A 23,615-nucleotide genomic window follows, 5' to 3' on the forward strand; every position below is an offset into this window, starting at 1 on the left:
TTTGTGTAAAAAAAAAGAGAAGGACTCCGATCCTTCTCTCCGTATTACTTCTTATAGCACTTCCGCATGTCCATTATAAACAATTCCGCGTGCTGCATCAACTGTTACTTCTTGGCCATTTTTTAAAGTTGTTGTTACGCCGTTTACACCAACGATAACAGGAATACCGATTGATACACCTACAACAGCTGCATGGCTTGTTAGACCGCCTTCTTCTACAACTAGAGCAGCAGCTTTTTCAATTGCAGGAATCATATCTTTATCAGTGCTTGTCGTAACAAGGATATCACCTTTGTTTACGTTCGCTACAGCTTCAGCAGCTGTTTTCGCTACAACTACTTTACCTTTTGCAGATTTACGACCGATTCCTTGCCCTTTAGCAACTTTTTCACCAACAACGTGGATTTTCATTAAGTTTGTTGTACCAGTTTCAGCAACTGGTACACCAGCAGTGATTACTACAGTATCTCCAAGTCCGATTAGACCCGCATCCATACCTGTTTGAATTGCTGTATCTAACATTTCGTCAGTAGAAGCTGCACGTTTCTCAGACATAAATGCTTGAACACCCCAAACAAGTGCAAGACGACGTCCTACTTGCTCGTCAGATGTCACAGCTACGATTGGAGATTTCGGACGGTATTTAGAGATCATTTTCGCAGTATGTCCACTTTCTGTTGGAGCTACGATTGCAGCTACATCAAGAGCAAGTGCTGTATGCGCAACAGATTGGCTAATTGCATCTGTAATTGTTGGAGTGAACTCTTTAATGCGTTTTTTGAACATATCTTCGTATTGTAATGATTTTTCAACACGTACTGCAATGTTCGCCATCATTGTTACTGATTCTACTGGGTATTGACCCGCTGCAGTTTCACCAGAAAGCATGATTGCATCTGTGCCATCGAAGATTGCGTTTGCTACGTCACTTGCTTCCGCACGAGTTGGACGTGGGTTACGTTGCATAGAATCTAACATTTGTGTTGCAGTAATAACTGGTTTGCCTAATACGTTACATTTTTTGATTAGACGTTTTTGTACTAATGGTACTTCTTCTGGTGGAATTTCTACACCCATATCACCACGAGCAACCATTAAACCGTCAGAAACTTCTAAGATTGAATCGATGTTGTCGATACCTTCTTGGTTTTCGATTTTTGGTATAATTTGGATGTATTGAGCGTTATGCCCTTCTAATAATTCACGAATTTCTAATACGTCAGATGCTTTACGTACGAAAGATGCTGCGATGAAATCAACTTTTTGCTCGATACCGAAAACGATATCTTGCACGTCTTTTTCAGTGATACCAGGAAGCTTAATGCTTACGTTTGGTACGTTAACACCTTTTTTATTTTTTACAGTTCCGCTGTTTAATACTTTTGTACGGATGTTTCCGTCAGCTTTCTCGATTACTTCTAGTTCGATAAGACCGTCATCGATTAGAATACGAGAACCTGGATCAACATCATCATAAAGACCAGCATAAGATACAGAGAACTTCTCTGCAGTTCCTAATACTTGTTCAGTAGAAAGAATTACTTCTGCACCTGTTACAAGCTCAGCTTGTCCGTCTACGAAGTCATGTGTACGGATTTCTGGACCTTTTGTATCAAGTAAGATACCAACTGTTTTACCAGTTTTCTTTGAAGCTTCACGAATATTTTTAATACGAGCTCCATGCTCTTCATGGCTACCATGAGAGAAGTTTAAACGAGCAACGTTCATACCCGCTTCCATTAATTGCTCTAATTTCTCAATACTTTCACTAGCAGGACCTATAGTACATACAATTTTAGTTTTACGCATATTGCACCTCCGAAAATTATGAAACCGTTCCCAAATACAAGGCATTAAGCCAATTAGATAGATAATTCTTTAGATAATTGATACATATCTTTATCGATTGTATGCTTTTGAGCTAACGCTTCGATAATGTCATGATCAACAAGTTTATTATTTTGAATACCAACACAACGTCCGCCATTACCAGCAATTAATAATTCAACTGCTCTTGCGCCAAGACGACTAGCTAATACACGGTCTTGTGCACTTGGTGATCCACCACGTTGTACGTGACCTAATACAGTTACACGAGTATCAAAGCTTGTTGCTTCTTCAATGTGCTTACCGATGTCAATTGCACTTCCAACACCTTCAGCTACAACGATAATACTGTGCTTTTTACCACGTTCACTACCGCGTTTCAGACGAGCGATAACATCTTCCATGTCATACTTTTCTTCTGGAATTAAGATAGTTTCTGCACCATCAGCTAAACCAGCCCATAATGCGATATCTCCAGCGTGACGTCCCATTACTTCGATAACATATGTACGTTCATGAGATGTAGCTGTATCACGGATTTTATCAATTGCATCAATAACAGTATTTAAAGCTGTATCAAAACCAATTGTGAAGTCTGTTCCAGGGATATCATTGTCGATTGTACCTGGTACACCTACACATGGGAATCCTTGCTCAGTTAATTTTTTTGCGCCTTGGTACGAACCATCTCCACCAATAACGACAAGTCCTTCAATACCATGTTTCTTTAATTGCTCGATTCCTTTTAGTCGTACTTCTGGGTCTTTAAACTCAGGACATCTTGCTGTATATAATTTTGTACCACCACGGTGGATAATATCGCCAACAGAACCAAGTTCTAATTTTTCAATATGACCAGAAATTAAACCAGCGTATCCATGGTAAATACCATATACTTCAATATCATGGAAAATCGCTTTACGAACAACTGCACGAATGGCAGCATTCATACCAGGTGAATCTCCACCACTTGTTAATACACCAATACGTTTCATTTGTACTCACCTCATAAAGATTATTTGCCTTATAATAAAATAACACGAAAAAATACAAAAACACAATGGAGAAGATGTGTCTTTTCATAATAAAAACGTGCATTCGCGAAGAGGAACGCACGCTTTTCTTATTTTATCCCAATGGAAGCGTTTGAAAACGAAACTTGCCCAATTTTCATATATTTTTCATAACGTTTTTCGATTAATTCATCTTTCGAAATTCCGCTTAATTGTTCAAAAGTTTTCTTAAGCATTAAATCTATATTTTCTGATTGTTTCAAAACATTACGATGTGCTCCGCCTTTTGCCTCTGGAATAATTTCGTCAATTACACCTAATTCTTTCAAATCTAATGCTGTAATTTTCATCGCTTCTGCAGCTTCTTTTGCTTTACCAGCATCTTTCCAAAGAATCGCCGCCGCACCCTCTGGTGTAATAACAGAATAAGTGGAATTTTCCAGCATATGAATGTAATCTCCTACTCCAAGACCTAACGCACCACCGCTACCACCTTCACCGATAACGATACAAATAACAGGTACAGTTAAACCCGCCATTTCAAATAAATTACGGGCAATTGCCTCACTTTGTCCACGTTCTTCAGCTGCTTTACCAGGATAAGCTCCCTTCGTATCGATGAAACAAATAATGGGACGATTAAACTTTTCCGCTTGTTTCATTAGACGCAGTGCTTTTCGATATCCTTCTGGATGAGGCATCCCAAAATTACGACGAATATTTTCTTTCGTATCTTTTCCGCGTTGGTGCCCAATTACAGTTACGGGCATCCCCTTATATTTCGCAATGCCGCCGACAATCGCTGCATCGTCGCCAAATAGGCGATCTCCATGACATTCAAAAAAATTAGTAAATAAGTGCTCAATATAATCGAGCGTTGTCGGTCGTTCTGCATGACGAGCAATTTGAACACGGTCCCATACTTTCATATTGCCGTATATATCTTCCTCTAGTTTTTCTAGCTTGTCTTCCAAAATACGAATCTCCTCACTGAAGTCCATCTGGCTGTTTTTCGTATAGTCTTTCAGTTCACGAATCTTATTTCTTAGCTCAACAACTGGTTTCTCAAATTCTAGCTCTGCCATACAGCCATTTCCCCCCCTTGATGAACTTCTAAAATCTTACGGAGTGATTCTCTCATATCATCACGATGCACCACCGCATCTAATTGACCGTGCTCTAGTAAAAATTCTGCCGTTTGGAAATCTTCCGGTAGTTTCTCACGCACTGTTTGTTCAATTACGCGTCTACCAGCAAATCCGATAAGTGCACCTGGCTCTGCAAGATTGTAATCACCAAGTGAAGCGAAACTCGCTGAAACCCCGCCCGTCGTTGGGTGAGTCATAACAGAAATAAATAACCCTCCTGCATTACTATGCTTTTTCAAAGCTACGCTTGTTTTTGCCATTTGCATTAAACTTAATATCCCTTCTTGCATACGAGCACCACCCGAAGCAGTAAAGATAATAAATGGAACTTGTAAGTCGTATGCCTTTTCAACCGCACGGGCAATTTTCTCTCCTACAACAGAGCCCATGCTGCCCATTCGAAAACGAGAATCCATTACTGCAACAACAACAAGCATGTCATCAATTGTTCCTTCACCAGTTACAACCGCTTCATTCAATTTAGTCTTCTTACGATCGTTTTCTAGTTTCTCTTCATATCCCGGAAACTCAAGTGGATTTAGTGAAACCATCTCTTTGTCATACTCACGAAATGAACCTTCGTCCAATATACTATCAAGGCGTTCCCATGCATTCATCGGATGATGATATCCACAATTCACGCATACTTTTAAATTTTTAAGAAGCTCTTTCGTATACATGATTTTTTTACATTTCGGACATTTTGTCATAACGCCATCTGGTACATCTTTTCGTACTTGTTCTGAAGGTATTGCAGCGTACTTTTTCTTTTTCACGAATAAATCTCTTAGCACAATTTGACCCCCTTCATTGAGAGCTAAGGTTAGCGTAAGAAGAAAATGGGGCTAACACCAATGTTTGATGTTAGCCTTATCTTCTCAATCTGTCTAATAACCTCTCTCTTTACGTTTAACTTTAACCGCTATGCGGTAGAATGTTTGTCATAACGTGTCATGGTCATTTCGACAAATTTTATACATTACGAGTGAAACTGTATATTCTCTACTAATTCATCGTAAATTTTTAATGCATCATTTTCTTGTTTCACTTCCAAAGTAGCATAAAGCTTTCTATACATTTCGATAGAATCTCCTGAAACTTCACAAGAAAGAGTTGCAACGTAATCATTTACGATCATCCAAATGCGATAGAGTAAATAATTATTGAATTGTTCAATAAGTGTTTTAAAGAACGTTTGATGAAGCACCGGAATTGAGCTTTCATTTTCTTCAAGCACTTGGTGTAATTTACTTAGTACTTCAGAAAACGTTTCTTTCGGTAAATTACATACAAGTCGAATCATATCTTTCTCAAGCAATCGTTTTGTTTGTAATAAATCACGAATTGTTTTCTCATCTTGCAGCAAGAACGGAGCAATTAATTGTACAAGACCGTTATCGTAAAAGTTTCGAATAAACGTTCCCTCACCACGTCTCGTTTCAATTAATCCTACCAGTTCTAACGCACGTAATGCTTCTCTTACAGAGGAACGTCCAACATTTAAGCGTGAACTTAACTCACGCTCAGATGGCAAACGATCCCCTGCTACTAAACAATCCTCTTCCATAATGGAACGGATTTTTTTTACAATTTCGAGATATACTTTTGTATTTGATGATGTCAATGGAAATTCCTCGCTTATTCTTTACCAATCAGCGCTAATTGTTTTGTTTTCTCAGCGACTTCATTTGGATCTACTTGACGGCGAGCTACTCCTGTCTCCATTGCTGCTTTCGCAACGTAAGCCGCTACTTGAGGCGCTACACGCGCGTCAAATGGTGCTGGAATGATATGATCTGCATTCAACTCATCCTCTGATACAAGCTCTGCAATGGCCTGTACAGCTGCCATCTTCATTTCTTCATTAATTTGTGTCGCATGTACATCAAGTGCACCGCGGAAAATCCCTGGGAACGCTAGTACATTATTTACTTGGTTCGGGAAGTCAGAACGACCTGTTCCAACAACAGCTGCGCCCGCTGCTTTTGCCAATTCTGGCATAATTTCTGGAACCGGATTCGCCATTGCAAAAATAATTGCATCGTCATTCATTGTACGAACCATCTCTTCAGTTAATGCACCTGCTGCAGATACACCAATGAATACGTCCGCACCTTGTAAAACGTCAGCTAAAGAACCTTCTATACGACTCTTATTTGTATATTTTGCAACTTCATCTTTCACCGGATTCATACCGACAGGACGACCTTCATAGATTGCACCTTTACGGTCACACATAATAACGTCACGTACACCATAGCGATATAAAAGTTTAATGATTGCAATACCTGCTGCACCTGCACCATTTGCGACAACTTTAATGTCAGACATTTTCTTTCCAACTAACTTCAGCGCGTTCACAAGGCCTGCTACTGTTACGATAGCTGTTCCGTGTTGATCATCATGGAATATTGGAATGTTTGTCTCTTTTTTCAAACGTTCTTCAATAACGAAGCAGTTTGGCGCTGCGATATCTTCTAAGTTTACACCGCCAAAAGTTGGCTCCATTAATTTTACAGTTTCAACAATTTTATCTACATCGTTTGTATTTAAGGCAATCGGGAATGCATCTACACCAGCAAAGCTCTTGAATAATACAGCTTTACCTTCCATTACTGGAAGAGATGCTTCAGGTCCAATGTTACCAAGACCAAGTACAGCCGTTCCATCTGTCACAACTGCTACCATATTTCCCTTCATTGTATATTCATATACCTTACTTTTATCGTCATAAATTTCTTTACAAGGCTCTGCAACCCCTGGAGAATATGCAAGACTTAAATCTTTTGCATTTTCTACTTTTACTTTTGATACAGTTTCTAATTTTCCTTGATGCACTTTATGCATGTGAAGTGCTTCTTCACGAAGTGTTGACAAACTATCCACTCTCCTCAAATTATGCTTGCTGATATCAATTTCTCCAAGTGGTCTGACCACGAACACTACTACTATAATAATCGAAGTGTAGGGAAATTGTCCATTATATTTTCACAACGACATTTTCGTCACCGACAATTTCACGAAGTGCTCCTAGACATTCTTCACTTGGATGAATCGATAAACTTCGAGATAATTGTACCATTTTATGTTCCTTTTCATAATAAATTAGTACTTTCGTAAAACCTGAATAATCAAACAATATTTTTGTAACTTGATTTACAAGCTTTTTTTCATATTGAGACGGCAATTTCACGTAAACAGATGCTTCTTTCATTCCTTCATAAACATCCATTTCTTCTAGCGGATATAGTCCATTCACGATCCATTGCAACTTATGATTTCTTTGCTCGATCGTACCATCAACTAAAACGATTGCACCTTCTTGTAACCTGTCCGAAAAATGTATATACGTTTCTGGAAAAATAACGGCTTCCATTTCATCATTTTGATCACAGAATGTAATAAACGCCATCTTTTGCAACTTTTTCGTACGAATAACTTTCACACTTGTTATATATACGATCGCTCTTTGTACTTTTTTCTTATGTCGCATCGCCTGAGCAAGAGATGGAATTTCTAATTCTTTTCCTAGTTCCGCATACTGCGCTGTCGGATAACTAGATAAATAAAAACCGAGTGCTTCCTTCTCTTTATTTAACTGTTCAATAAAGGATAGCTCTTCTCCTTGTACGTATTTTGATTTCGGAACAGCATCCCCTAAATCAAAATCACGTGCAAGATTTGCATACTCCAACGCTCCTTTAAGACTTCTCCATAACGTCGTCCTCGAAACACCAAAACCGTCAAAACAACCAGACCAGACAAACGCTTCTAAATTTCGCTCTGTTACAAATTTTGATGGCATACGAAGACAAAACTCAAATAAATCTTCGAACATTTTTTCCTCTCGTTCTTCGAGTAATGCCGTCACGGTAGCCATTCCGATATTCCGAATCGAAAGTAAACTATATCGAATCGCATTTCCTTCTATTTGGAAGTTGTAACCACTTCTCTGAAGAGACGGCGGTAAAACGTGAAAACCTTTCCGCTTCGTTTCTCGTACATACTGCACAATCTTATCTTCATTTCCAATTGCACTTGATAATAACGCAGTCATAAATTCCAGCGTATAATTTGCTTTTAAATATGCAAGCTGATATCCGATCATACTGTAAGCTACAGCGTGACTTCGGTTAAAACCGTAATTCGCAAATCTTACAATTAAATCATAAATTTGTTCTGAAGATGTCTCATCGTATCCGTTTTCCAAACAACCTTGAACAAAATGCTTACGTTCTTGATCTAAAATATCACGATTTTTTTTACTCACTGCACGGCGCAGCAAATCTGCTTCTCCAAGCGAAAATCCAGCTAACTTCGATGCGATTTGCATAATTTGTTCTTGGTATACAATTACGCCGTATGTTCTTTCTAAAATCGGCTTTAAATCCGGATGTAAATATTCAATTCGTCTTTTCCCATGCTTCGATTCAATAAAGGTTGGAATTTGTTCCATCGGTCCTGGTCTGTATAACGAGTTAACAGCGACTATGTCTTCAAATTCATTCGGTTTTAACCCACGAAGTACATTTCGCATACCACCTGATTCAAGCTGGAATACACCTGTTGTATCCCCTCTTCCTAACAATTGAAACGTCTTTTCATCTTGCAGAGGTAAATTTCTTATATCAATTTGTTTCCCAGTTTTTTCAACAATAAATTTTATAATATTTTCAAGTAACGTTAAATTACGTAAGCCTAAAAAGTCCATCTTGAGCAATCCAAGTTCTTCTAATGCATCAGCTGGATATTGCGTAACATAAACATCGTTATGCCCTTCTTGAATCGCTACACTTCCCGTTAACGGTTCTTGGCTCATAATAACGCCAGCTGCATGAATAGACGTATGACGCGGTAATCCCTCTACACGTTTTGCAATTTCAAACACACGCTCATGTAACAGATTCCCTTGTATAAACTCACGGAGCGATTGCGATTCCTCATATGCATCTCTTAACGTTATACCAAGCTTTGATGGGATAAGTTTTGAAAATATGTCAATATCTCTTGGCAGGAGCCCCATTACACGAGCAATGTCTCTAATTGCGGCTTTCGCTGCAAGAGTTCCGAACGTTACAATTTGAGCAACACGAAGCTGACCATATTTATCTTTCACATATCGAATCATCTCATCACGTCTTATATCTGGAAAATCAATATCAATATCTGGAAGTGTCACACGTTCAGGGTTTAAAAACCTTTCAAATAATAATTCATATTCAATCGGATCAATATCTGTAATTTCCAATACGTAAGAAACGAGTGAACCAGCTGCCGATCCACGGCCTGGCCCAGTTAAAATATGATTTTCATGTGCATATTTCATAAAGTCCCATACGATGAGGAAATAATCGCTAAATCCCATACGAGAAATAACATTTAATTCATGATCCAAACGTCCTATATGCGCTTCTTTCGGCGTACCATAGCGTTTCTGCAAGCCTTCTTCACAAACACGGCGCAAATACGTATCATTCGTCTCGTTAGATGGAACAGGAAATTTCGGTAATTGATTTACATGGAAAGGAATTTCTACTTGGCAACGTTCCGCGATTGTTATTGTATTTTGAACCGCTTCCTCAGCATGAGAAAATAGTGCTCCCATTTCATCCGATGACTTTAAATAATACTGATCCGTTTTCATTCTCGGTCTATCTGGATCAGTCATTTTCGTTCCGCCTTCAACAGATAATAAACATTCATGAACAAGTGCGTCACTTTGATTAATATAGCGAACATCATTTGTTGCAACGACTGGAACGTTTACCTTATTAATAAATTCAGGCAGTTTTTCTTGTAAAAGCAGTTCATCTTGAATTGCATGATGCTGCAAACTTATATAAAAATTGCTGAACATATTTTGATACGTATGAGCTACTTCTTCAGCCTGACTCTCTTTGTCTTCTAATAATAGCTGTTCAATCTCTCCGTCTTTCCCTGGTGAAATTGCAATTAACCCTTTCGCATAATGAGCAAGCCACTTCTTCGGGATACCTTCTTTTGACTTCGTCATAATGCTGCTAGAGATCTTTAATAAATTTTGATAGCCTATTTCATTCTCAGCAAGTAAGACAAGTGGATAAGACCTTTCTTCTTCTTCACTAAAAATAGAAGCTGTTAAGCCGATAATAGGCTGTATACCATTTTTCTTGCATGCTTTATAAAACGGAATAACTCCATACATAACATTTTCATCTGTAATGGCCAGCGATGAAAATCCAAGCTCTTTCGCCCGAATGACAAGCTCATCAATTTTACAAGCACTTTTTAATAAACTAAAAACGGTTTGACATTGTAAATGCACAAACTTCACTGTTGTACCCTCTCTTTACCTATGTGACTACTTTTATTATAGGTGATGAGGAAAGCGGAAATCAAAACATACTTCTCATACTTTGTCCATATATATGAAGAAGAAAGGGGAATGACGATGGATGTAAGAGAACATACTTTTTTCTCTCTGCTTATTATTAGTTATTTTATTGCCTTTGGAGTTATACTTGGTGGTTCATTAATAGGCGGATTTGGTGCATTTCTCATCGGAAAACCAACTCTAACTTATATTAATCAATTCGCCCAAAATTTAAGGATTTGGGCACTCGTTGCAGCAATTGGCGGAACGTTCGATACCTTTTATAGCTTTGAAAGAAGCTTCTTTGGCGGAGATATGAAAGATATCGTAAAACAAATTCTCCTTATTTTTTTTGCAACTGGCGGTATGCAAACTGGTCTTATTATTATTAAATGGCTTACACAGGAACATGTATGAGAGTACCCAGTGCCAATACAGCCAAAAGGTGGTATTTAGTTTTAGCTGGCGCTGCTGTTGGAGGAGTTTTGAGCTGGTTTGTTTTTTTGTACATATACGGTGTTTTTCAAGAAGAACAAACTAGTAAAATAGCAGAACAAAAAGAAATTATCGAAAAACAAGAAGCAAAACTCCACGTCCTTCTCGAAGACCAAGAGAAATTGAACACAGAAAATAAACGGCTCTTAACAATTCAAGAAATCAAAATAAAAATTATAAATCGAAAAAAATATGATTTAGACAATCTTACACTTGAAAACATGACCACTTCTATCCATAATGATCTCCAGCATCTTTTAACGAAAAACATTCAAAGCATCGCAAAAAATAAAGACCTGCTCAAAAAAGTCATCGAAAATAAAACGTACAAACATTACGATCGTATATACCGCTTTAAAGTAGACACAGTCTCTTTTGATACCGTACTTGAAATTAGTATTGATATAGAGAAAGAAAAATAAAAAAAGGAGGGCTTCAGTGCCTCTCCTTCTCTTTCGTTCAACATACAATTTTTATCTACACAGCTCACGTAAATCAGCAAACAGGCGATCTGCTTCTTCCCAAGAAGATGCTTTTGCACCAGAAGCCATCGGATGTCCTCCGCCATTATATTGCATTGCTAACTTATTAATAACTGGTCCTTTTGAACGAAGACGAACACGAATAACATCATCTTCCTCTAAAAATAGAACCCACGCCTTTAATCCATCAATATTACCAAGTGCCCCGACAACACCAGATGCTTCAGTAGAAAGTACATCAAACTCTTCTAGTACCTCTTTCGTTAATTTAATGTACGCTGCACCTTCTTCTACCATTGTAAAGTTTTGTAAAATATAACCGTTTAAACGAGCAATTTTTTCTTTCGTTTTATACATTTCATTGTATAAATCTGTGAATTTTACATCCATGTCAACGAGTTCACTTACGTAACGAAGTGTTTTCGCTGTTGTATTTGGGAATAAGAAACGACCTGTATCTCCAACAATACCCGCTAAAATAAGGCGAGCTGCTTCCTTTGAAATCGTTAATCCTTTATCTTTTCCATAACTGTAAAATTCATAAATCATTTCACTTGTAGAACTTGCTGTCGTATCCACCCATGTAATATCTCCGTACGGGTCTTCATTCGGATGATGATCAATTTTAATTAACATCTTTCCTTTTGCATAACGCTGATCACAAACACGCTCTTGATTTGCTGTATCACAAACGAAAACAAGTGCATCTTCATATACACTATCTTCAATATCATCCATTACTCGTAAAAATGCTAAAGAAGGCTCGTTGTACCCAACCATATAAATATTTTTCTCTGGAAACGATTCTTGCAGAATTGTACCAAGTCCGCACTGAGAACCTAACGCATCCGGATCCGGACGTACATGACGATGAATAATAATTGTATCAAACTCTTTAATTGCTCCTAAAATTTGCTCATGCATATGTATAATCTCCTTTTTATTCAACTTCTTCATTTTATCCCGCATTAACGTGTAGTAAGACTCCCACCTCAAAAGTATTAAAAACAATGGGGCAAAATTAATTTGGAGCCTGAATGCACGTAAAAGCCCGATTGGTGAGGGCTAATAATTAGTACTTGGGATCTCCCCACACTAATTAAAGTTTTACTTTATCCCCCATTATAACGGAAAACATTTCATACATGCGAACAATTGCTTTATAATAAAAATTAGAAAGTTTAGATTTTTCTTTTTTTCTAAATTGTTATTTTTATACCAATCGATGGGAGCGTGTATTATGCCAATATTCGTCTTTTGTATTATCATCTCATTTGTGTTGTACCTCTTCTACAAAACAAAGTTCTTTCGTACAAACCGTCCAATGGAGAAAGGTTGGCTCTCTGGAAAATCCGCTATGGCACTCGGCTTATTCGTCCTCTTCTTTGGGATAAACCAATTCTTTTTAGAACTTTCAACTGCACGCATTATCGTTGGTGTTTTGTTTATTTTACTTGGCAGCGCGAGTACATTTAATGGATTCCGCCAATATAAACATTTTCTACCATTAGCAGTCAAGGAAGCCGAATCTTATAAAACAACGTAAAAAAGCATCAACATTGTGATGCTTTTTTACGTCCCTTCACTTTCAAAATCATATATGCAACAAACGCAGATGGTATATTAAAGGGATTACCTTGCACGTGAAAATGTAATTGTTCTTCTTCAAAAGACATCTGTTTGTATAGTTCTTGCTGAGATAATCCTGTTCGTTTCTTTTTTTCATTTAATCCTTGTAAGTATAAGTATTGAATTGGTATCATCACAAGGAAATAAAAGAGTGCGATACCACCAAAAAAGAGTAATTCTGATGACATATTGCATCCCCCTTCCGACATCCATTATCTTACAATCTAATTATATCATAGTATACACTCTAAACGGATTAATATTCTGTTTTTTCTAATTATAAAATCATCTCTCCTTATATATATATTTCCCGCTAAAACTCTTCCACATCTTTAGCAACAGCTTCCAAACCCAATAAAACAAAAAAGATGGAACAAACCAAAGCGATTTGTTCCATCTTTTTATTTATCGATCAATTGCACCATAAGTAATGCTTTCCCGACAACATTACCTTCATGATGCACTTCTACATCAATCTTACCAAATTTACGCCCAATTTCTAATACTTTCGGATGAACTGATACAACATTATCAATTTGAACTGGCTTTACGAAATAAATGGTTAAGTTTTCAACAATTAAATCGCTCTTCTTCTGCGCACGAATGACACGGTTTGTTGCTTCTGTCACAATTGTTGTGAATACACCGTAAGATAACGTCCCGATTGAATTCGTCATTTGTGGCGTCACTGAAAATTGATACAAATGCTCATTTTTCGCTTCTTTCGGCGTCATAAATTGGTTCGTTACAATGTCATCAATTGTTTCCCCAACTTGCGGTTGACGTTGAATCATTTGCAACGCCTGAAGTACATCTTGGCGACTAATGATCCCTTGCAATTTATTCCCTTCTTCCACAACAGGAAGTAACTCAATACCTTCCCACACCATCATACGTGCTGCAGCTGCGACAGACATTTTTCCATTTACCGTAATTGGATGCTTTGTCATCACTTTATCAATTGGTGTTTCTTTCACGACACCAATCATATCTTTTGAAGTTACAATACCTAACACCTTTTTATTTTCATCAACAATTGGATAACGTCCATGCATCGTTTCTTCATTATACGCATGCCATTGCTGTACTGTATCATTTGGCTTTAAATATAACGTTTCTTCAATTGGCGTTAAAATATCTTCAACGAGTACAATTTCTTTCTTGATAAGTTGATCATAAATTGCACGGTTAATTAACGTTGCGACCGTAAATGTATCATAACTACTTGAAATAATTGGAAGTTTTAATTCGTCTGCTAATTTCTTCACATGATCTTCCGTATCAAATCCGCCCGTAATTAACACTGCTGCCCCTGCTTCTAGTGCTAATTGATGTGCGTTCGTACGGTTACCGATGATAAGTAAATTCCCTGCTTCTGTATAGCGCATCATCGCTTCTAATTTCATAGCCCCGATTACGAATTTATTTAATGTTTTATGTAGTCCTTCTCTGCCTCCAAGTACTTGACCATCGACAATGTTAACGACTTCTGCATATGTCAGTTTTTCGATATTCTCTTTCTTCTTTTGTTCAATTCGAATTGTTCCGACACGTTCAATTGTACTAACATACCCTTTATTTTCTGCGTCTTTAATTGCACGGTAAGCTGTCCCTTCACTTACACTCAAATCTTTCGCAATTTGCCTCACAGAAATTTTATGCCCTACCGGCAGGCTATTAATATGTTCTAAAATTTGATTATGTTTGGTAGCCAAATGGTTTCACCATACTTTCTTTTCCCTAAATTCTTCATGTGTTGTATTTTCAGTATACTATATTTTCAAAACTGTTACACTCTCTCTTTATATACCTGTACCATTTTTTTTATAACAAAATACCCCTTACATTCCACCAGTCATTCTATTACAACAATGTAATGCTGTTGTCATCTCGTTCGATAGTTTGTCCACCCGATTCCATATACAATTAAGACAAGAAATGAAACAAAGGAGCGAATACATGATGAAAAAATTTTTAGAGGTTGTAGGTGCTGTATTTTTAGCTTTCGTAGATGGAAAAAAAGTTGCAATGGAGTTGAATGAAACACCCGAACAGCCACGTACAAAACGAGAAGAATCAGCTAAACAAATACAAACTTTAAAAACTGTACTATACACATAAAAAACCCTTCACTTGTCATTTCAAATGAAGGGTTTCTTTTTTATAGTGTAATACTTTCTCCAGCTTCTAATACTTTCCCTGTACAATTTTGTAGCTTTTCTACAAATTGATATGGATCTTGTTCAATAACTGGGAACGTATTGTAATGCATCGGTACAACTGTTTTCGCCTCTATCCATTTTGCTGCTAACACAGCATCTTCTGGCCCCATTGTGAAATTATCGCCAATTGGTAAAAATGCTAAATCAATATTATTCAGTTCCCCAATTAACTTCATATCAGAGAATAAAGCAGTATCTCCTGCATGATATACCGTTTTCTCCTCTGCTGTAAACAAAATACCAGCTGGCATACCTGTATAAGTAATCGTCTTATTTTCTTCATCAATATAACTAGAGCCGTGGAATGCTTGAGTAAATTTCACCTTTCCAAAGTCAAATTCATGTGAACCACCAATATGCATTGGATGTGTATTTACACCTTGCCATCCTAAAAATGTCGCTAATTCAAACGGTGCCACAACGACCGCATTATTGTTCTTTGCTAACGCTACTGTATCCCCAACATGATCACCGTGTCCGTGCGATAAAATAATCGCATCAACTTTTACATCTTCAGCCTTTAAATCTGTTTTCGGATTTCCCGTTAAAAATGGGTCAATTAAAATAACTTTTCCATTCGTTTCAATCTTTACAACTGAATGCCCGTGATACGATACTTTCATCATTACATTCCTCCCCTATTCACATTCTCACTTTTTATTCTACATGATTTCTCAATTCCCTGTCTTTTCTAACATCGATTTACTTGTCATAACGCTTTCCTCCGATGTAAAGTTATATTTGTAATTAAATATCTCGGGGGTGCCAATCGATGAATGCTAGATTAGAAAATTTAATGCAATGGCTAAAAGAAAAAAACGTAGAAGCTGCGTTCTTAACTTCTACACCGAACGTTTTCTACATGACAAACTTCCACTGTGAACCACATGAAAGACTACTTGGTATGTTCGTATTCCAAGAAAAAGAGCCTATTTTAATTTGTCCTAAAATGGAAGAAGGCCAAGCGCGTAACGCTGGCTGGGCACATGAGATTATCGGATTTACTGATACGGACAGACCATGGGATATGATTGCAAAAGCAATTAAAGATCGTGGTATTGATGCAAATGCAGTTGCAATTGAAAAAGAACATTTAAACGTAGAACGTTACGAAGAATTAACAAAGTTATTCCCAAATGCAGCTTTCAAATCAGCTGAAGAGAAAGTTCGCGAACTTCGCTTAATTAAAGACGAAAAAGAACTTTCTATTTTGCGTGAAGCGGCTAAAATGGCAGATTATGCTGTTGAAGTTGGTGTAAATGCAATTAAAGAAAATCGTAGTGAGCTAGAAGTATTAGCAATTATTGAGCATGAATTAAAAACAAAAGGCATCCATAAAATGTCATTCGATACGATGGTATTAGCAGGTGCAAACTCTGCTCTTCCACACGGTATTCCAGGTGCAAACAAAATGAAACGCGGCGATTTCGTACTATTTGATTTAGGTGTAATCATTGAAGGTTATTGCTCTGACATTACGCGTACAGTAGCATTTGGTGATATTTCTGAAGAACAAACTCGCATTTACAACACTGTACTTGCTGGACAACTACAAGCAGTTGAAGCATGTAAACCAGGCGTTACATTTGGTACAATTGACAACGCCGCTCGCTCTGTTATCGCAGATGCAGGTTATGGAGACTTCTTCCCACACCGACTTGGTCACGGACTTGGAATTAGCGTACACGAATATCCAGATGTAAAAGAAGGCAATGAGTCTCTATTAAAAGAAGGTATGGTCTTCACAATCGAGCCAGGTATTTACGTACCAAACGTAGGCGGCGTTCGTATTGAAGATGATATTTACATCACAAAAGACGGATCAGAAATCTTAACGAAATTCCCGAAAGAATTACAATTTGTGAAATAATAAAAAAGGTAGCGTGATCGCTACCTTTTTATTATTTCCGCTTTAAAACCATCTTCTCTTCATACTTATCATCCCATTTAATCACAACCTCTATCGGTTCACCTTTAGATAAAGGCGCACAACTTACACAAGATGATTTCATTTCAATCCTTGCCCCTTTATGACTTTCTGACGTTTTTGTCATTGTACTAAACGCTTCATTAATAGCAATCTCTAAATTTTTAAATTCTGTATTCCCATCTCCGCCCTTATACTGAAACGTAAACATTCCATCTTCACTGTCATCCTTAATATGACCTTTATATTGCCCCGTCCAACTTTTGCTCTCGCTAGAAAAAGTAACATACGAAATCGAACAACTTCCAAAAAAGAAAATACTAATAAAAAAGAATAATGCTCTCTTCATAATGTCCCCCCATCCAAAAGCACTTATTTCTTGTCTATTTCTTCCTCTCATTATACTATTAATATACAGAATTTTCTAAAATAGGAGGTTTACATGTTACAACAACAGTTAGAAGAAATTCGTGATAATAATTACGTAATCAATGGTGCACTCAATATTGATTCTTTAAGTTCAAGTATGCTTCAACATATCGGTGTTACTGATAGCTATTTAAGGGACAAACTCATTTACTCTACTTTTTATCATCTAATCAAGAAGGACTATATTTCACACACCCACTTACAGAAACTATTATCAGAAAGCATCAGTGAAAAATATTTATTTTATAAGATTCATTCGGATAAAGACGATGCTGTATTTACCCGTGCATTTACAACATTATTAATCGCACTCATTATTGATGCTGATACAAATCATAATTTCTTATCACAGGCTGATATTTTAAATGTAAAAGATAAATTAATTCTATATATGAACAAAGAACAGGATTTCCGTGGGTATGTACAAGACCAAGGCTGGGCACATAGTATCGCTCATGCTTCCGATACATTTGAGGCACTTGTTAATAATCCTAAACTGGAAACTTCACATTACGAAGAAATACTACAAACTTTATTAAACAAAGTTTGTGTCCATTCCATTTATTACAAATATGAAGAAGATGAGCGTCTCGTTTATCCGATTGTCGTAATGCTGCAAAATGGCTTGGAGGAAGAAATACTCATATTAGCCCTTCGTGATCTAGTAGCTCAATTACAAGTTCAAAAACCGACACTACATATTGACTCGTATGAATTTCTATACGGAAATATAAAATCTTTCTTGCGCAGCTTATTTTTCAAATTACGTACAATGTCTATATGTAAAAAAACTGAACGTGAAGTTGAAAAATTACTACAAGAACTTCATAAATATTATTACTAAAAAAGAAGGCCACTCAAAAAGTGCCTTCTTCTATCTCACTAATATTTATTTGAAATTTCACGATCCAAACTGAGAAAAGGTGGACAAGAAACGCAAACACCATACATGCTCCGCTTAAAAAAGTTAATATAGGATGCGAATACACATGCCCTAATCCATAAGATGCTCCTACGAAAAACATTGTTATGTAAATATAAATTGCTCCATGTATTTGCCTCATATAAGCCTCCTTTTCCCATATTATAACATAAATTTTCTGATTATTCACATTAATTAATTGTAATCAATATTTCTCAACTGTTACGCCTCTTACAGCCGCCTTAATATATGGTGCTCCTTGTAAATCCTCTGTTTTCCCTGTTACAACTACACCATATATTGGTAGGTCTTTTGGTTTGATGTTTTTTATTTCTTTATAATATTGTTCAAAATAATCACTTGGTATACCTTCACTATTTTTTTTGCTAAAGACTTTATTTGGTACAGAAACTCTTTTGAGTTTATTGTTACATCATTTTTCACACCTTATGTTACTTTTGCATAACTCCCTTCAAATCTAAAAAAATTTTCATAATAAAAAGCACATCTATTTTAATGTGCTTCTCACATATATTTTAATTTTTCAACATACAAATCAATTTTTTCGAAATAAAAACTTCCACTCATTTAAAAGATATATTCTCATAATATCTTTATGATTTAGTTGTCATAATAATTGAACGTGGATAAAATCCCAGCTTTTGATAAAACGATACAGCTTCATTTCCGTACACTACTATTAATTCAATGTCATCTACTTGCTTTTCTTTAAACCATTCCACTGCACTATTCATTAATTTCAAACCGAATCCGTTTCTTCGATATTTTTCATCAACAAATAAAACTTCAATCTTCCCACTTACGCTTTTACTATACGCTATACAAAAGCCTAATATATTATCTGTTTCTGACTCAATCAATAGTTCAATTCTATATTCTCCGTACTTTGAATTTTTTTTATAATCTTCAATACGTTCCTCAAATGTCATTCTTGGATAATCACCAGAAAAATATTTTGATTTACTGTTATGATATTCATGCAATTTATCTAATGAGTCTCTGATTATCTCTATTTCATCGAGAGTGATATATTTATGACTAATTCGCATCTTACAGCATCTCCAATAATATATTTCACCAAAAAAGAGGATGGTTTATCTTTACAAAATACTACTCTATTATTTCATCGCTTCTTTCACAACATCTTGAATCATAACGACTTCCGTCTTCAGATCGACAGACGGTGCTTCTTCATCAATACATTCATACCAAAACTCTAAATGCTTTTTATCAATTTCATGATGAGAATTTTCGACATGAGTACCGCCTTCTCCTTGCACAGAATACCAATATAAGTACTCTTCTCCATCTCTTATTTCCCGAAAAATTGTCTCTACATACATCTTTTCGTCGTTTAATGTCAAAAGCACTTCTTTCATATTTTCATTAAGAAGCTGCATCCATTCATCTACAAGATGCCTTTTACCTGGCTTAACTTTGAATCTTGTTAATTCTACATTCATCTTTTATTCCCCCATTTTCTTGCGGACAAACAAAACATATTCTACTGGATTATGGAAGCTTAATTTACTAGCTAATTTTTGCGAGGGAATGTTATCTACATTACAATCCCAGCATGGTGTAATATGATTTTGTATACACTGTTCAATGAAACGTGTTGCGACAGCTTGAGCTAATCCTTTTCCTTGATGCGCTTCATGTGTTGCAATATCAATTTCAGCAAATCTATTCCCGTTAAATATTGAGACGCATTCAGCTACAATCATCCCATCTTGTTCTATACAAAATCCAAAGCCACCATTTAAAAATGCTTCTTTTGATCCCCAATACTCTTTGTAATAGTCCTCTGTAAATTCATTGCTTCGTTCTATATCACTTTTATCAATACGCTTAATTTCATATGTATTTTTGTTTAATTCTATTTTTCTATCTTCAAAAACTTCTCTTTGAAATTGAAATGTCATTCGTGGGATTTTCCGAAATGCATTACTAAAGCACTCTTCAATCATCATTTCCCACTCTTCACTCGAAGTGAACAGTGTAAATCGTTTCTCTGTTTTTTCAATGGCTGTTTTTATATACGAAAATAAATCTTCGTTATAACTTTGGTCTCGAGTGTCACCAAACAAATAATAAATACCATTAGTGGTGACGATTAGTCCTGCTGTTAACTTCTCATTTATCAAAATCTCACCATTTATGTTTTGATTACAAACTGCATACGCAAAAGTTGTTGTTCGGTGGTTCCCTTCTAAAAGAGGAATTACTTTATCGTATTCTTCAATCTGTAACCTTCTCATACGCCCTCCACAATTACTGTATCCGCCTCTACATGTTCAAAACAAAGATTTACCGTTCTCTCCAATGCTCTCGTCCTATGAATTGTACCTGCTGGAATTAAAATAGAATCATTCGGCTTTAAAACTGCTGTCTCTCTATCTTGAAAATCGATAAGTAATTCTCCCTCTAACACAATGAATAATTCATCCGAATTAGAATGGTAGTGCCAATCATATTCACCAGTAAATACAGCAATTCGTAAGCAATGACTATTTACATTTGAAACGACAAAGTTTTTATGTTGTTCTTGAATGTCCTTTGTTAATTCTAATAAATTCACAGTTTCCATCTTTCGTCCCACCCTTTCATTAGTCGTTCTTCTGAAAAACTAATTTAGTCTCCACCACCTCCGCAATCTCCTCCACCATCACTTGAACTGCTACAATCGTTGCTACTGTAATCACCAAATCCGCTTGATGAGCTTGAATCGGATGAAGATTTTTTTCTTCTTTTTCTATCTTTTTTACTTTCATGACTAGGCCACACTTTATCAAATAATATAAAGAATAAGAATCCTTCTACCATAACAAGTGTAACGCCAAAAATACCTTCAATAACATTAGGGGTTATACCAAAATTTTTAACCATCCCACATAAAAACACGCAAAAAATCACATACAAGAACATACAAATATACCGAAATGTTTTTTCTATCATAATGACTACTTTTTTTGAAAGAGGTATGTTCTGTTCCTGTTTTTTCTTTATATACTTTTGTCTTTTAGCTTGCTTTTTCTTACTCTTTTTGCTCCCCATTGAATCTCCTCTATCGACTTTCATTTTTCATTTAATTCCAAATTATCATAAAAATATACATCTCAACAAGCCATATTTCACGTAAAGTTTTGTTTACTTTTTGTAAAGTTTTATTTACTTATTACCTAAAAATGGATATAATAACTGTAACAAATTTACAAAAAGGAGACTTTGTATATTTGATACAAAATAAAGTAAAACAATTCCGCGTCGTTAGAGACATCACCCAAGAGCAATTAGCTTCCTCTGTTCAAATCACTAGACAATCCCTCATCGCTATCGAGAAGAATAAATACAACCCAAGTTTAGAATTAGCATTGAAATTATGTGAGTTTTTCGGCTGTAAAGTGGAGGATTTATTTCAATTAGATAAAACTGGGGAGGAAAAAGAATGAAAAATACTTTTAATCAAGAGTTCATTTCGCATCTTACCATTTTATTGTTAGGCTCAACTTTTCTTTATTTCGATAATAATGATGAAGAAAAGATTAGTTCTGTCCTTCTATTCGCTGGCGTATACATACTCTTAGCCTTAATACTATTCGTAGTGAAACGAATATTCTTTAAGAAAAAAAAGAACGATTCCGAGAAATATCCATTACCTGAAATGGATGAAAGAATCGAGAAGATGAGTTTAAAACTTATGGCACAAATTTTCGGTCTCTCTCATTTAATCGGTTCTGCAATACTATTTATTTTATATATCACTGACAAAAATTCGATGATACGAGTTGAGTATGCCTTGTATTACTTGTTCGGCATTCTTTTCTTCACAATGATGTTCGGCTTGAAAATTGTGAAGAAATTAGATAATTAGTTTAAACAAAAAGACCCTTCCTACAAAGGAAAGGTCTTTATTTTATTTCTATTATGATAAAGCAGGAGCTTTTTCAAGAAGCTCTTTTGCATCAGCGTATTGTAAGCTGTGCGCTTCTGCAACTGCTTCGAATGTTACGTAGCCATCTAATGTGTTAATACCTTTTAATAATGCAGTGTTGCCTAGGCAAGCTTCTTTGTAGCCTTTGTTAGCAATTTGTACTGCATATGGTACTGTTACGTTTGTTAATGCAAGAGTTGATGTACGTGGAACCGCACCTGGCATATTTGCAACTGCATAATGAACAACACCATATTTTTCGTAAGTTGGGTTGTCGTGAGTTGTAATACGGTCAGTTGTTTCGAAAATACCACCTTGGTCAATCGCGATATCTACAACGACAGAACCTGGTTCCATCGATTGAATCATTTCTTCTGTTACAAGTTTTGGCGCTTTTGCACCTGGGATTAATACTGCACCGATTACAAGATCAGATTCTCTTACAGCTTCTGCAATGTTATACGGGTTAGACATTAAAGTTTTTACTTGGTTTCCGAAAATGTCATCTAATTGACGAAGACGTTCTGCACTTAAGTCGATGATTGTTACATCTGCACCTAAACCTACTGCAATCTTCGCTGCGTTTGTACCAGCTTGACCACCGCCGATAATTGTTACTTTGCCGCGTTTCACCCCTGGAACGCCTGCAAGTAAAATACCTTTACCGCCTTTGTTTTTCTCAAGGAACTGTGCACCGATTTGCGCAGACATACGACCAGCTACTTCACTCATAGGTGCAAGTAATGGTAAAGAACGATTGTCTAATTGTACTGTTTCGTATGCAATTGATACCACTTTGTTATCAATTAATGCTTTCGTTAATTCTGGCTCTGGAGCTAAGTGTAAGTATGTGAATAAAATTAAACCTTCGCGGAAATAACCGTATTCACTTTCAACTGGCTCTTTTACCTTCATAACCATATCTTGATTCCATGCTTCTTCAGCAGTTTCAACAAGTTTCGCACCAGCTTGCACGTATTCTTCATCTGTAAAGCCTGATCCTACACCTGATCCTTTTTGAACAAAAACTTCATGACCATTTTGTACTAAATGTACAGCTCCCGCTGGCGTCATTGCCACGCGGTTTTCATTGTTTTTAATTTCTGTTGGAATACCGATACGCATTATTAGTTCCCCCTTGAGTTATGAAATGACCCCTGAATCATTTTTTAAAGCGCTTTCTATGCTCTTATATTCTAACATAATATCTCAAT

At 36.3% G+C, this 23,615-nt stretch carries 27 protein-coding genes and 1 pseudogene; 8 read left to right on the forward strand and 20 right to left on the reverse strand.

The window, feature by feature from the left end:
* Positions 1 to 51: 51 nt before the first annotated feature.
* From pyk to dnaE, 7 genes are all read right to left on the reverse strand, one after another.
* Positions 52 to 1,809: a pyruvate kinase gene (gene pyk / locus ABH957_RS16530; protein ID WP_002088940.1), complete on the reverse strand. Its 1,758-nt coding sequence runs from the start codon at positions 1,807 to 1,809 to the stop codon at positions 52 to 54.
* Between the two features lie 53 nt (positions 1,810 to 1,862).
* Positions 1,863 to 2,822 (reverse strand): 6-phosphofructokinase, encoded by a 960-nt coding sequence (gene pfkA, locus ABH957_RS16535; RefSeq protein WP_002034288.1) that lies wholly within the window; start codon positions 2,820 to 2,822, stop codon positions 1,863 to 1,865.
* A 128-nt stretch (positions 2,823 to 2,950) separates the two neighbouring features.
* On the reverse strand, positions 2,951 to 3,925 hold the full coding sequence (gene accA, locus ABH957_RS16540; RefSeq protein WP_000818787.1) for an acetyl-CoA carboxylase carboxyl transferase subunit alpha: 975 nt from the start codon (positions 3,923 to 3,925) through the stop codon (positions 2,951 to 2,953).
* Entirely contained in the window at positions 3,913 to 4,782 is an 870-nt protein-coding gene (gene accD, locus ABH957_RS16545; RefSeq protein ID WP_002015500.1) for an acetyl-CoA carboxylase, carboxyltransferase subunit beta, read from the reverse strand. Before accD ends, accA begins: the two co-directional genes overlap by 13 nt.
* A gap of 185 nt (positions 4,783 to 4,967) precedes the next feature.
* Positions 4,968 to 5,612 (reverse strand): FadR/GntR family transcriptional regulator, encoded by a 645-nt coding sequence (locus ABH957_RS16550; RefSeq protein WP_002129364.1) that lies wholly within the window; start codon positions 5,610 to 5,612, stop codon positions 4,968 to 4,970.
* Between the two features lie 14 nt (positions 5,613 to 5,626).
* Positions 5,627 to 6,835 carry an NADP-dependent malic enzyme gene (gene ystJ / locus ABH957_RS16555; protein WP_161793975.1) on the reverse strand — a complete coding sequence of 403 codons (1,209 nt, stop codon included), beginning with the start codon at positions 6,833 to 6,835 and terminating at the stop codon, positions 5,627 to 5,629.
* 133 nt (positions 6,836 to 6,968) lie between these two features.
* On the reverse strand, positions 6,969 to 10,301 hold the full coding sequence (gene dnaE / locus ABH957_RS16560) for a DNA polymerase III subunit alpha (protein ID WP_033707218.1): 3,333 nt from the start codon (positions 10,299 to 10,301) through the stop codon (positions 6,969 to 6,971).
* A 42-nt stretch (positions 10,302 to 10,343) separates the two neighbouring features.
* Between dnaE and ABH957_RS16565 the strand changes: the two genes are divergently transcribed.
* Complete coding sequence (locus tag ABH957_RS16565; RefSeq protein ID WP_002015507.1) at positions 10,344 to 10,757, forward strand: YtrH family sporulation protein; 414 nt, start codon at positions 10,344 to 10,346, stop codon at positions 10,755 to 10,757.
* The gene (ytrI, locus tag ABH957_RS16570) at positions 10,754 to 11,257 is read left to right on the forward strand and encodes a sporulation membrane protein YtrI (RefSeq protein ID WP_002088948.1); all 504 of its coding nucleotides are present in this window, start codon (positions 10,754 to 10,756) and stop codon (positions 11,255 to 11,257) included. The genes ABH957_RS16565 and ytrI overlap by 4 nt, the downstream gene beginning before the upstream one ends.
* Before the next feature lie 51 nt (positions 11,258 to 11,308).
* Here ytrI and ABH957_RS16575 read toward each other — a convergent pair whose 3' ends face one another.
* Positions 11,309 to 12,241, reverse strand: coding sequence for a DHH family phosphoesterase (locus ABH957_RS16575; RefSeq protein ID WP_404491719.1), 933 nt, complete (start codon positions 12,239 to 12,241; stop codon positions 11,309 to 11,311).
* A gap of 316 nt (positions 12,242 to 12,557) precedes the next feature.
* Here ABH957_RS16575 and ABH957_RS16580 point away from each other — a divergent pair, with 316 nt between their 5' ends.
* Complete coding sequence (locus ABH957_RS16580) at positions 12,558 to 12,863, forward strand: YtpI family protein (RefSeq protein ID WP_002138595.1); 306 nt, start codon at positions 12,558 to 12,560, stop codon at positions 12,861 to 12,863.
* 7 nt (positions 12,864 to 12,870) lie between these two features.
* Here ABH957_RS16580 and ABH957_RS16585 read toward each other — a convergent pair whose 3' ends face one another.
* On the reverse strand, positions 12,871 to 13,134 hold the full coding sequence (locus tag ABH957_RS16585; RefSeq protein ID WP_002015513.1) for a DUF3949 domain-containing protein: 264 nt from the start codon (positions 13,132 to 13,134) through the stop codon (positions 12,871 to 12,873).
* Positions 13,135 to 13,347: 213 nt separating this feature from the next.
* Positions 13,348 to 14,661: a CBS domain-containing protein gene (locus tag ABH957_RS16590; protein ID WP_002088951.1), complete on the reverse strand. Its 1,314-nt coding sequence runs from the start codon at positions 14,659 to 14,661 to the stop codon at positions 13,348 to 13,350.
* Between the two features lie 244 nt (positions 14,662 to 14,905).
* Here ABH957_RS16590 and ABH957_RS16595 point away from each other — a divergent pair, with 244 nt between their 5' ends.
* Positions 14,906 to 15,067 (forward strand): hypothetical protein, encoded by a 162-nt coding sequence (locus ABH957_RS16595; protein WP_404443586.1) that lies wholly within the window; start codon positions 14,906 to 14,908, stop codon positions 15,065 to 15,067.
* A 40-nt stretch (positions 15,068 to 15,107) separates the two neighbouring features.
* Here the strand turns inward: ABH957_RS16595 and ABH957_RS16600 are convergent, their stop codons facing one another.
* On the reverse strand, positions 15,108 to 15,791 hold the full coding sequence (locus ABH957_RS16600) for a metal-dependent hydrolase (RefSeq protein WP_113935787.1): 684 nt from the start codon (positions 15,789 to 15,791) through the stop codon (positions 15,108 to 15,110).
* 149 nt (positions 15,792 to 15,940) lie between these two features.
* Between ABH957_RS16600 and pepQ the strand changes: the two genes are divergently transcribed.
* Positions 15,941 to 17,038: a Xaa-Pro dipeptidase gene (gene pepQ / locus ABH957_RS16605; RefSeq protein ID WP_404443589.1), complete on the forward strand. Its 1,098-nt coding sequence runs from the start codon at positions 15,941 to 15,943 to the stop codon at positions 17,036 to 17,038.
* Positions 17,039 to 17,069: 31 nt separating this feature from the next.
* On the opposite strand, the gene ABH957_RS16610 is transcribed toward pepQ, so the two are convergent.
* The gene (locus ABH957_RS16610; RefSeq protein ID WP_404443592.1) at positions 17,070 to 17,444 is read right to left on the reverse strand and encodes a hypothetical protein; all 375 of its coding nucleotides are present in this window, start codon (positions 17,442 to 17,444) and stop codon (positions 17,070 to 17,072) included.
* Between the two features lie 93 nt (positions 17,445 to 17,537).
* On the opposite strand from ABH957_RS16610, the gene ABH957_RS16615 reads away from it, so the two are divergent.
* Positions 17,538 to 18,368: a DUF2785 domain-containing protein gene (locus ABH957_RS16615; protein WP_404443595.1), complete on the forward strand. Its 831-nt coding sequence runs from the start codon at positions 17,538 to 17,540 to the stop codon at positions 18,366 to 18,368.
* 13 nt (positions 18,369 to 18,381) lie between these two features.
* Here ABH957_RS16615 and ABH957_RS16620 read toward each other — a convergent pair whose 3' ends face one another.
* The 7 genes and pseudogenes from ABH957_RS16620 to ABH957_RS16650 all read right to left on the reverse strand — a co-directional run bounded on the left by ABH957_RS16620 (position 18,382) and on the right by ABH957_RS16650 (position 21,524).
* Positions 18,382 to 18,588, reverse strand: a complete 207-nt coding sequence (locus ABH957_RS16620; protein WP_002129372.1) for a hypothetical protein — start codon at positions 18,586 to 18,588, stop codon at positions 18,382 to 18,384.
* Between the two features lie 63 nt (positions 18,589 to 18,651).
* Positions 18,652 to 18,935 (reverse strand): annotated as a pseudogene (locus tag ABH957_RS16625) (anti sigma factor C-terminal domain-containing protein); the annotation flags it as partial.
* Between the two features lie 125 nt (positions 18,936 to 19,060).
* Positions 19,061 to 19,516, reverse strand: a complete 456-nt coding sequence (locus tag ABH957_RS16630; protein WP_002088958.1) for a GNAT family N-acetyltransferase — start codon at positions 19,514 to 19,516, stop codon at positions 19,061 to 19,063.
* 69 nt (positions 19,517 to 19,585) lie between these two features.
* Complete coding sequence (locus ABH957_RS16635) at positions 19,586 to 19,930, reverse strand: DUF6176 family protein (protein WP_404443600.1); 345 nt, start codon at positions 19,928 to 19,930, stop codon at positions 19,586 to 19,588.
* Positions 19,931 to 19,933: 3 nt separating this feature from the next.
* Positions 19,934 to 20,728 (reverse strand): GNAT family N-acetyltransferase, encoded by a 795-nt coding sequence (locus ABH957_RS16640; RefSeq protein ID WP_404443603.1) that lies wholly within the window; start codon positions 20,726 to 20,728, stop codon positions 19,934 to 19,936.
* Entirely contained in the window at positions 20,725 to 21,057 is a 333-nt protein-coding gene (locus ABH957_RS16645) for a cupin domain-containing protein (RefSeq protein ID WP_404443606.1), read from the reverse strand. The genes ABH957_RS16640 and ABH957_RS16645 overlap by 4 nt, the downstream gene beginning before the upstream one ends.
* A gap of 44 nt (positions 21,058 to 21,101) precedes the next feature.
* A complete protein-coding gene (locus ABH957_RS16650) occupies positions 21,102 to 21,524 on the reverse strand; it encodes a hypothetical protein (RefSeq protein WP_107887375.1) in 423 nt (140 codons plus the stop codon).
* Positions 21,525 to 21,655: 131 nt separating this feature from the next.
* Between ABH957_RS16650 and ABH957_RS16655 the strand changes: the two genes are divergently transcribed.
* Positions 21,656 to 21,919: a helix-turn-helix transcriptional regulator gene (locus ABH957_RS16655; protein ID WP_404454258.1), complete on the forward strand. Its 264-nt coding sequence runs from the start codon at positions 21,656 to 21,658 to the stop codon at positions 21,917 to 21,919.
* A complete protein-coding gene (locus tag ABH957_RS16660) occupies positions 21,916 to 22,341 on the forward strand; it encodes a hypothetical protein (protein WP_002138610.1) in 426 nt (141 codons plus the stop codon). Before ABH957_RS16655 ends, ABH957_RS16660 begins: the two co-directional genes overlap by 4 nt.
* Positions 22,342 to 22,392: 51 nt before the next feature.
* On the opposite strand, the gene ald is transcribed toward ABH957_RS16660, so the two are convergent.
* Positions 22,393 to 23,526, reverse strand: a complete 1,134-nt coding sequence (gene ald / locus ABH957_RS16665) for an alanine dehydrogenase (protein ID WP_098635277.1) — start codon at positions 23,524 to 23,526, stop codon at positions 22,393 to 22,395.
* Positions 23,527 to 23,615 lie beyond the last annotated feature (89 nt).

Origin of the sequence: Bacillus sp. RC242 (genome assembly GCF_044908245.1) — a bacterium.
GTDB classification, from domain to species: Bacteria; Bacillota; Bacilli; order Bacillales; family Bacillaceae_G; genus Bacillus_A; species Bacillus_A mycoides.

Bases quoted from the DNA above. Each gene is read 5' to 3' on its own strand.
- pfkA (WP_002034288.1), bottom strand. From the start codon at position 2,822: ATGAAACGTATTGGTGTATTAACAAGTGGTGGAGATTCACCTGGTATG.
- ABH957_RS16610 (WP_404443592.1), bottom strand. From the start codon at position 17,444: ATGAAGAGAGCATTATTCTTTTTTATTAGTATTTTCTTTTTTGGAAGT.
- ABH957_RS16650 (WP_107887375.1), bottom strand. From the start codon at position 21,524: ATGGGGAGCAAAAAGAGTAAGAAAAAGCAAGCTAAAAGACAAAAGTAT.
- ABH957_RS16660 (WP_002138610.1), top strand. From the start codon at position 21,916: ATGAAAAATACTTTTAATCAAGAGTTCATTTCGCATCTTACCATTTTA.
- ABH957_RS16655 (WP_404454258.1), top strand. From the start codon at position 21,656: ATGGATATAATAACTGTAACAAATTTACAAAAAGGAGACTTTGTATAT.
- ABH957_RS16645 (WP_404443606.1), bottom strand. From the start codon at position 21,057: ATGGAAACTGTGAATTTATTAGAATTAACAAAGGACATTCAAGAACAA.
- ABH957_RS16630 (WP_002088958.1), bottom strand. From the start codon at position 19,516: ATGCGAATTAGTCATAAATATATCACTCTCGATGAAATAGAGATAATC.
- pyk (WP_002088940.1), bottom strand. From the start codon at position 1,809: ATGCGTAAAACTAAAATTGTATGTACTATAGGTCCTGCTAGTGAAAGT.
- ABH957_RS16585 (WP_002015513.1), bottom strand. From the start codon at position 13,134: ATGTCATCAGAATTACTCTTTTTTGGTGGTATCGCACTCTTTTATTTC.
- ABH957_RS16615 (WP_404443595.1), top strand. From the start codon at position 17,538: ATGTTACAACAACAGTTAGAAGAAATTCGTGATAATAATTACGTAATC.
- ystJ (WP_161793975.1), bottom strand. From the start codon at position 6,835: ATGCATAAAGTGCATCAAGGAAAATTAGAAACTGTATCAAAAGTAAAA.
- ABH957_RS16575 (WP_404491719.1), bottom strand. From the start codon at position 12,241: ATGCATGAGCAAATTTTAGGAGCAATTAAAGAGTTTGATACAATTATT.
- ABH957_RS16580 (WP_002138595.1), top strand. From the start codon at position 12,558: ATGCCAATATTCGTCTTTTGTATTATCATCTCATTTGTGTTGTACCTC.
- ABH957_RS16595 (WP_404443586.1), top strand. From the start codon at position 14,906: ATGATGAAAAAATTTTTAGAGGTTGTAGGTGCTGTATTTTTAGCTTTC.
- ABH957_RS16635 (WP_404443600.1), bottom strand. From the start codon at position 19,930: ATGAATGTAGAATTAACAAGATTCAAAGTTAAGCCAGGTAAAAGGCAT.
- ABH957_RS16600 (WP_113935787.1), bottom strand. From the start codon at position 15,791: ATGAAAGTATCGTATCACGGGCATTCAGTTGTAAAGATTGAAACGAAT.
- ald (WP_098635277.1), bottom strand. From the start codon at position 23,526: ATGCGTATCGGTATTCCAACAGAAATTAAAAACAATGAAAACCGCGTG.
- ABH957_RS16620 (WP_002129372.1), bottom strand. From the start codon at position 18,588: ATGAGGCAAATACATGGAGCAATTTATATTTACATAACAATGTTTTTC.
- accA (WP_000818787.1), bottom strand. From the start codon at position 3,925: ATGGCAGAGCTAGAATTTGAGAAACCAGTTGTTGAGCTAAGAAATAAG.
- ytrI (WP_002088948.1), top strand. From the start codon at position 10,754: ATGAGAGTACCCAGTGCCAATACAGCCAAAAGGTGGTATTTAGTTTTA.
- pepQ (WP_404443589.1), top strand. From the start codon at position 15,941: ATGAATGCTAGATTAGAAAATTTAATGCAATGGCTAAAAGAAAAAAAC.
- ABH957_RS16640 (WP_404443603.1), bottom strand. From the start codon at position 20,728: ATGAGAAGGTTACAGATTGAAGAATACGATAAAGTAATTCCTCTTTTA.